The following is a 5,795-nucleotide window of genomic DNA, read 5'->3' on the forward strand; positions in this document are numbered from 1 at the left end:
CAGGTTAAAAAACACCTCGAGCACTTCGACGACGAAATCCATCGGTGTGTAGTCATCATTAAACAAAACCACCTTGTACATCGGCGGCGCCTGTAAAGCAGGCTTAGCCTCCTGAACAGCAATGCCTGCGGAATCGTCGTCGTGTTCCTCCGGGAGATCTTTCTGGAGAGTCGGGCGATCCTGATTGAATGTTAGTCGAATCTGGCTGATTGCATGCATGGAAAGAAAGGTTCGTCAGTTGTGCAAATACAGTGGTGGGGGCGGCTATCAACGATTTCAACTCCGACTGCCCAGTCACCTTGACTATCGGGAAAACGGTGTTACAACCAATAGAGCCCACAGTGGGTAAAAAAGGTCCGCGGAGTCAATCTTATTTATGAGATTCGACTGCGGATGTACTGGATGATACTCCAGTGATGGAGTCTGTTGCAGAGGGATATGAGCATGGCAGTCGGCAAGGTCAAGTGGTTCAACAATGCCAAGGGGTTCGGCTTCATAAATACCCATGCCCGGGAAGGCAAAGACGAGGACGGTAAAGAAATCGACTTCTTTGCCCACTTTTCGGCCATCGAGATGGACGGATACAAGACCCTCAAGGCCGGACAAGCCGTCAATTTCGAGATCGTCCAGGGCCCCAAAGGCCTGCACGCGGTGAAGATCACGGCAGCGTCTGTTGAGCATGAACACGCCACGCCCTTGCCTCATCATGAAAAGGTATCGAACTGACGCACCCGATCATCCAGTCATAAAAAAACCGCCCGAAGGCGGTTTTTTTTGTTGCTGATGTCTTACATGTGCGAGATCAGCGCGTCGCCGAAGCCGGAAGAAGATACCAGTTTGGCGCCTTCCATCAGGCGTTCGAAGTCATAGGTCACGGTCTTGGCAGAAATCGCGCCGTTGGTGCCCTTGATGATCAGGTCGGCCGCTTCGGTCCAGCCCATATGCCGCAGCATCATTTCGGCGGACAGGATCAGCGAACCCGGGTTGACCTGGTCCTTGCCGGCGTACTTCGGCGCAGTACCGTGGGTCGCTTCGAACATTGCGATGGTGTCGGACAGGTTGGCACCTGGCGCGATACCGATACCGCCCACTTCAGCCGCCAGGGCGTCGGAGAGGTAGTCGCCGTTCAGGTTCAGGGTTGCAATCACGTCGTACTCGGCCGGGCGCAGCAGGATCTGCTGGAGCATGGCGTCGGCGATGGCGTCCTTGACGATGACGTTCTTGCCGGTTTTCGGGTTCTTGAACTGCATCCACGGACCGCCATCTAGCAGGGTCGCGCCGAACTCTTCAGCCGCCACTTCGTAGGCCCACTCCTTGAAGGCACCTTCGGTGAACTTCATGATGTTGCCTTTGTGCACGATGGTCAGCGAATCGCGATCGTTGTCGACCACGTATTGCAGGGCCTTGCGCGCCAGGCGCTTGGTGCCTTGCAGCGAAACCGGCTTGATGCCGATGCCGCAGTTTTCGTCGAAACGGATCTTGGTGACGCCCATTTCATCTTTCAGGAACTTGATGACTTTGGTCGCTTCCGGCGAGCCGGCCTTCCATTCGATACCGGCGTAGATGTCTTCCGAGTTCTCGCGGAAGATCGTCATGTCGACGTCGCCTGGCTTCTTGACCGGGCTTGGCACGCCTTCGAACCAGCGTACCGGACGCAGGCAGACGTAAAGGTCGAGTTGCTGACGCAGGGCCACGTTCAACGAACGGATGCCGCCACCGACCGGGGTGGTCAGAGGGCCCTTGATGGAAACCACGTAATCCTTGACTGCGTCCAGGGTTTCCTGAGGCAGCCAGGTGTCCTGATCGTAAACCTGAGTCGCTTTTTCCCCGGCGTAGACTTCCATCCAGGAAATTTTGCGCTCGCCGCCGTAAGCCTTCTTAACAGCAGCATCGACAACCTTGATCATGACCGGGCTGATATCAACACCGATGCCATCGCCTTCAATGAAGGGGATGATCGGGTTGTTAGGAACATTGAGAGAATGGTCCGCGTTGACGGTGATTTTGTCGCCGACTGCTGGAACCTGAATCTTCTTGTATCCCATGCTGAACTCCATTGTTTGGATTGAACATCTGGCTTCGTTCGAGCGTACCCCAGTTAAATCGGCGCGCAAACCCTATGTTCCACCCATCTGCCGCAAAGCTGTGCAGTTCGTGATCTACAAGCCTGAAAGCAAAGGGAAAAGCGCCAAACTCAAGCACGGTGCAAGACTCTACGCCGCCCGCTCCCCTGCGACCTTTAGACCAATGGACGAGAATCGTTGCATATGAACCATCGGCAGATTGCCAGCTACCTATGTATAATGCCGCCGCTGACCGAAGGGTCACAAAGGCCAAGCTCTCTATTACGAGACTTTCAGCCAGATTGAAGCCGGACTGTTACCGCAGTCCACCCGCTTGACGCTCGACTGATGCACCCAACATCACCGCGAAGAAATCTCGACATTCGGCTCATGGATGACTTTGAACGAACGCGCTTACCCGGCGCCCCTCGAGTTTCGGCGCACGCTTTAGCAAAGAAGAGAGAGTTAATCCGAATATGCCCACCCGCTCGAAGATCATCTATACCTTCACCGACGAAGCCCCAGCCCTCGCCACCTATTCACTGTTGCCTATCGTAGAGGCCTTCACCGCCTCCGCTGATATCGCCGTGGAAACCCGCGATATCTCTCTTGCAGGGCGCATCCTGGCCAGCTTCCCCGAGCAATTGGGTGACAAAGCCGTAGCCGACCACCTCGCCGAACTGGGCGACCTGGCCGTTACGCCTGAAGCCAACATCATCAAGCTGCCGAACATCAGCGCCTCGGTTCCGCAACTGCAAGCCGCGATCACCGAGCTGCAAGCCCAGGGCTTTGCACTGCCGGACTACCCGGAAACCGTGACTACAGAGGCCGATAAAGAAGCCAAGTCGCGTTACGACAAGATCAAGGGCAGTGCCGTTAACCCGGTCCTGCGCGAAGGCAACTCCGATCGTCGCGCACCGCTGTCGGTCAAGAACTATGCGCGCAAGCACCCGCACAAAATGGGCGCCTGGGCTGCGGACTCCAAGTCCCACGTCGCGCACATGAGCACCGGTGATTTCTACGGCAGCGAAAAAGCCGCCCTGATCGACGCCGCTGACGCCGTTAAAATCGAACTGATCGCTCAAGACGGCACCACCACCGTCCTGAAAGAAAAAACCACCGTGCAAGCCGGTGAGATCCTCGATTGCGCGGTACTGAGCAAAAACGCCCTGCGCAGCTTCATCGCCGCCGAGATCGAAGACGCCAAGCAAAAAGGCGTGCTGCTGTCGGTTCACTTGAAAGCCACCATGATGAAGGTCTCCGACCCGATCATGTTCGGCCAGATCGTTGCCGAGTTCTATAAAGACGCACTGGCCAAGCACGCTGATGTGCTGGCGCAGATCGGCTTCAACCTGAACAACGGCATCGGCGACCTGTACGCTCGCATCAAGGCTTTGCCGGCTGAGCAACAAGCACAGATCGAAGCGGACATCCAGGCGGTCTACGCCGTTCGTCCGTCGTTGGCCATGGTCAACTCCGATAAAGGCATCACCAACCTGCACGTGCCGAGCGACGTTATCGTCGACGCCTCGATGCCGGCAATGATCCGTGACTCCGGCAAGATGTGGGGCACCGACGGCCAGCTGCACGACACCAAGGCTGTGATCCCGGATCGCTGCTACGCCACCATCTACCAGGCTGTCATCGAAGACTGCAAGGTAAACGGCGCTTTCGATCCAACCACCATGGGCAGCGTGCCAAACGTTGGCCTGATGGCGAAAAAAGCCGAAGAGTACGGTTCCCACGACAAGACTTTCCAGATCAAGGCCAACGGTGTCGTTCGCGTCACTGACAGCAAAGGCGCCCTGCTGCTGGAACAGTCGGTTGAAGCCGGCGACATCTTCCGCATGTGCCAGACCAAAGACGCGCCGATCCAGGATTGGGTCAAACTGGCCGTCAACCGTGCCCGTGCAAGCGCAACCCCGGCCATTTTCTGGCTGGACCCGATGCGCGCTCACGATGGCGTGGTGATCGAGAAAGTTCAGGCTTACCTGAAGGATCACGACACCTCCGGCCTGGACATCCGCATCATGTCGCCTGTCGACGCGATGAAGTTCACCCTGGAACGCACTCGCGAAGGCAAGGACACCATCTCGGTGACCGGCAACGTATTGCGCGACTACCTGACTGACCTGTTCCCGATCATGGAACTGGGCACCAGCGCCAAGATGCTGTCGATCGTCCCGCTGATGAATGGCGGCGGCCTGTTCGAAACCGGCGCTGGCGGTTCGGCACCGAAGCACGTTCAACAATTGCTGGAAGAAAACTTCCTGCGCTGGGATTCCCTGGGTGAGTTCCTGGCCCTGGCCGCTTCCCTTGAACATCTGGGTGTGACTTACAACAACCCTAAGGCGCTGGTTCTGGCCAAGACCCTGGACCAGGCCACCGGCCAGTTCCTGGACAACAACAAGTCGCCATCGCGCAAAGTCGGCAACATCGACAACCGCGGCAGCCACTTCTACCTGGCGCTGTACTGGGCTCAAGCCCTGGCCGCCCAGTCAGAAGACACTGCACTGCAAGCGCAGTTTGGCCAGTTGGCAAAAACCCTGACCGAGAACGAAGCAACCATCGTTGCCGAGCTCAACGCCGTTCAGGGCAAGCCAGTGGACATCGGCGGTTACTACCACGCCAATGCCGATCTGATCAGCAAGGCCATGCGCCCGAGCAACACCTTCAACGCTGCGATCGCTGCGTTGGTTTAAGGTTGTAAGGATGCAAAGAAGCCCCGGCCCAGTGCCGGGGTTTCTGTTTTCCACCCCCCACACTTGTAGGAGCGAGGCTTGCCCGCGAAGACGGTGTATCAGTCAATATCATTGTTATTGACACACCGCCTTCGCGGGCAAGCCTCGCTCCTACAGATTGATGACCGGAGGATATTTCATGACCTGGCTACCCCACATCACCGTCGCCACCATCGTCGAAGACAACGGCCGCTTCCTGATGGTCGAAGAATCCAAGGGCGGACGAACGGTGCTCAACCAGCCCGCCGGTCACCTGGACCCGGACGAAACCCTGATCGAAGCCGCTGTGCGTGAAACCCTGGAGGAAACCGGTTGGGACGTCGAACCGACCGGTATCGTGGGGATTTACCTCTACACCGCCCCAAGCAACGGCGTGACTTATCAGCGGGTCTGCTTCATCGCCAAGGCGCTGAAACACCACCCCGACTATCAACTGGACGACGGTATCGTCGGCGCCAAGTGGCTAACCCGTGACGAACTCATGGCACAGCGCGCAAACTGGCGCAGTGAGCTGATCATCCGCTGTATCGATGATTATCTGGGAGGCTTTCACTTCGGTCTCGAACTGATCCGCCCTTCTCTTTAGCCTTGCGGGCTTCGGCCTGTTAGAATCGCGTCCTTTTTCAAGACACTCATTGAATCCCTATGCGTGATCCAGCCCCTTCTGACATACAAAAGAAGCGCGTCATTGTCGGCATGTCCGGCGGCGTGGACTCTTCCGTTTCCGCTCTCCTGCTGATCGAGCAGGGTTATGAGGTGGAAGGCCTGTTCATGAAGAACTGGGAAGAAGACGATGGAACGGAATACTGCACCGCCATGGACGACCTGGCGGATGCACAGGCTGTGTGCGACAAAATCGGCATCAAGCTGCACACCGCCAACTTCGCCGCCGAGTACTGGGACAACGTGTTCGAGCACTTCCTGGCCGAATACAAGGCCGGTCGCACGCCGATCACGGACATCATGTGTAACCGCGAGATCAAGTTCAAGG

5 protein-coding genes and 1 pseudogene are annotated in these 5,795 nt (G+C 57.1%); 4 read left to right on the top strand and 2 right to left on the bottom strand.

From position 1 onward, the window contains the following. Positions 1–219: ATP-dependent Clp protease adaptor ClpS (locus tag ACIOYV_RS33040; RefSeq protein ID WP_401330652.1), on the bottom strand; the 219-nt coding region annotated here is incomplete at its 3' end. Between the two features lie 225 nt (positions 220–444). On the opposite strand from ACIOYV_RS33040, the gene ACIOYV_RS33045 reads away from it, so the two are divergent. Continuing rightward, complete coding sequence (locus ACIOYV_RS33045; RefSeq protein WP_401330655.1) at positions 445–726, top strand: cold shock domain-containing protein; 282 nt, start codon at positions 445–447, stop codon at positions 724–726. Positions 727–788: 62 nt separating this feature from the next. Here ACIOYV_RS33045 and icd read toward each other — a convergent pair whose 3' ends face one another. Further along, positions 789–2,045, bottom strand: coding sequence for an NADP-dependent isocitrate dehydrogenase (icd, locus tag ACIOYV_RS33050; protein ID WP_017339594.1), 1,257 nt, complete (start codon positions 2,043–2,045; stop codon positions 789–791). 494 nt (positions 2,046–2,539) lie between these two features. Between icd and ACIOYV_RS33055 the strand changes: the two genes are divergently transcribed. The 3 genes and pseudogenes from ACIOYV_RS33055 to mnmA form a co-directional block, all read left to right on the top strand. Then, positions 2,540–4,765 carry an NADP-dependent isocitrate dehydrogenase gene (locus tag ACIOYV_RS33055; protein ID WP_401330659.1) on the top strand — a complete coding sequence of 742 codons (2,226 nt, stop codon included), beginning with the start codon at positions 2,540–2,542 and terminating at the stop codon, positions 4,763–4,765. A gap of 178 nt (positions 4,766–4,943) precedes the next feature. After that, positions 4,944–5,390, top strand: coding sequence for an NUDIX hydrolase (locus tag ACIOYV_RS33060; protein ID WP_401330661.1), 447 nt, complete (start codon positions 4,944–4,946; stop codon positions 5,388–5,390). Positions 5,391–5,449: 59 nt separating this feature from the next. Further along, positions 5,450–5,795 (top strand): annotated as a pseudogene (gene mnmA / locus ACIOYV_RS33065) (tRNA 2-thiouridine(34) synthase MnmA); the annotation flags it as partial.

This window comes from Pseudomonas sp. NPDC087342 (assembly GCF_044744265.1).
GTDB lineage: Bacteria > Pseudomonadota > Gammaproteobacteria > Pseudomonadales > Pseudomonadaceae > Aquipseudomonas > Aquipseudomonas nunensis.

Excerpts from the sequence above, each read along its gene's own strand:
- icd (WP_017339594.1), bottom strand. The coding sequence starts at position 2,045 with ATGGGATACAAGAAGATTCAGGTTCCAGCAGTCGGCGACAAAATCACC.
- ACIOYV_RS33055 (WP_401330659.1), top strand. The coding sequence starts at position 2,540 with ATGCCCACCCGCTCGAAGATCATCTATACCTTCACCGACGAAGCCCCA.
- ACIOYV_RS33045 (WP_401330655.1), top strand. The coding sequence starts at position 445 with ATGGCAGTCGGCAAGGTCAAGTGGTTCAACAATGCCAAGGGGTTCGGC.
- ACIOYV_RS33060 (WP_401330661.1), top strand. The coding sequence starts at position 4,944 with ATGACCTGGCTACCCCACATCACCGTCGCCACCATCGTCGAAGACAAC.